Genomic DNA, 1,499 nt, shown 5'->3' with positions numbered 1-1,499 from the left:
TTCCAGTACAATGAACTGGAAAGGAAAAAGGCTGCATAAATTTTTACACCTTAAACCTGTAAAAATTTTGTGTTGACTAAATAGCGCATTTTACTCCGCTTGGATTTGCAGGCGGAGTTGAGTCCGAAACATCAACCTTGCACCCTGCTGTAAAAAGTGCAAGAACAACAAAGACGGAAAGGGCGTTTTTTATAAAAACGTACCCCCTCCCGTGCCGGATGGCAGGCATCTGCCAGAATAAATAGATAGGGTTCTTCATGCTAAACAGTATACTCTGTAAAAGTTCATTTTTCAAATAATATTTTTTTATTAAACGGCTGTTTACAAACTTCTTACAGCGCGTTTACCTGTTCAATAGAAAGCCCTGTACATTCGGCGATAATGTCAACAGGAATATTTTTATACTTAAAATTCCGTGCGTTCTGCAGGGTCATCAAAACTCAAATAGGGTACAGATTTTTGTTCCGTAATTTTTTTCAATAAAGTTGTCTTTCCAGTCCGCCTTGCGCCAGTTACAAGAACTGAAGGATATTCAGAAGCAATGCGAATTATTGTTTTTTCTGCGTGCCGAATGATTGACTTCATGATTTTTTAATTGCCTCTCTTTGAAAATGCGTGGGATAATCCAAAGTGTGATTAAATATTATCCCACTATCTTTGTTTTTCAAGAGAACATTTTCCTCAAAAATAAAAATGCTGAATTTTGCGTTTTTTTCTGCTTCCTTCAAGGCTTAAAAAACATGCCTGTAAAGTTGTAAATTCTTAATTAAAACCGAAATTCAGTCTACATATTTTTTTCTAATATCTTTAATCCTTCTTCAACACTTTTTCCCAGTATTTCCTGTGTTTTTTTGAAGTCATAGGCTTTGTGCAAGTTGTCATGAACCTGAAGGAATTTATCTTTTCCGTATTTTTTTATGAACAATGCCTGGGCTTTGCATGCATAAGCTCCATCGTTATCAGGTTTATAAAATCCTTTGGTGCAAAAGTGCAGAATGAAACAAGCCTGTCTTCATCCACAAGCATAGGAACAAGTGCTGTTTCGCCAAGTTTTTGTTTTAAACTGTTTTCGCTTAAAAGCTGATGCAGGTATTGTCCCGCTTCCCAGTCACATTTTTTTATTTCTTTTAGCCAATGCTCTTTATTTTCTGTTGTAAAATATTCAATTATCTTCATAGATTCACTCCTATAAAAAGTCAAGAAGATTGTTGACAGAAGATTGTTTTAACAATCGAGTGACTTTTTACTAAATTGTAATAAATATTCGGATTAAAAATTCAGATTTTATTTTCCAGCTGAAATAAGATGAATTATAGCATTTCGCACTTGTGACAGACTTCGATTACTTCTAAATATGGCTGTAATTCTTCCTTTTTTACACCATGAAGAACCAAGTATTTATCAAGAAGTTTTTCCCGCTGCCTTATGATTGCCATTTCTTCTTCAGATTTACCCTCATCAGAACTTCCGTCTCCTTTAAGCAGATAAAAAGTTCTTGC

General features: G+C 34.8%; 4 protein-coding genes. All 4 read right to left on the bottom strand.

From position 1 onward, the window contains the following. Positions 1-76: 76 nt before the first annotated feature. On the bottom strand, positions 77-259 hold the full coding sequence (locus B5D55_RS11370; RefSeq protein WP_078934119.1) for a hypothetical protein: 183 nt from the start codon (positions 257-259) through the stop codon (positions 77-79). 146 nt (positions 260-405) lie between these two features. Then, positions 406-585, bottom strand: coding sequence for an AAA family ATPase (locus B5D55_RS11365; protein ID WP_078934118.1), 180 nt, complete (start codon positions 583-585; stop codon positions 406-408). 330 nt (positions 586-915) lie between these two features. Further along, positions 916-1,176 carry a hypothetical protein gene (locus tag B5D55_RS11360; RefSeq protein ID WP_078934117.1) on the bottom strand — a complete coding sequence of 87 codons (261 nt, stop codon included), beginning with the start codon at positions 1,174-1,176 and terminating at the stop codon, positions 916-918. Positions 1,177-1,310: 134 nt separating this feature from the next. Then, the coding region (locus tag B5D55_RS11650; RefSeq protein WP_159446223.1) for a hypothetical protein at positions 1,311-1,499 on the bottom strand (189 nt) is incomplete at its 5' end.

Origin of the sequence: Treponema porcinum (assembly GCF_900167145.1) — a bacterium.
In the GTDB taxonomy this organism is placed as follows: Bacteria; Spirochaetota; Spirochaetia; order Treponematales; family Treponemataceae; genus Treponema_D; species Treponema_D porcinum.
This window is presented reverse-complemented; position numbering and strand designations above follow the sequence as displayed.

Excerpts from the sequence above, each read along its gene's own strand:
- B5D55_RS11370 (WP_078934119.1), bottom strand. The coding sequence starts at position 259 with ATGAAGAACCCTATCTATTTATTCTGGCAGATGCCTGCCATCCGGCAC.
- B5D55_RS11365 (WP_078934118.1), bottom strand. The coding sequence starts at position 585 with ATGAAGTCAATCATTCGGCACGCAGAAAAAACAATAATTCGCATTGCT.
- B5D55_RS11360 (WP_078934117.1), bottom strand. The coding sequence starts at position 1,176 with ATGAAGATAATTGAATATTTTACAACAGAAAATAAAGAGCATTGGCTA.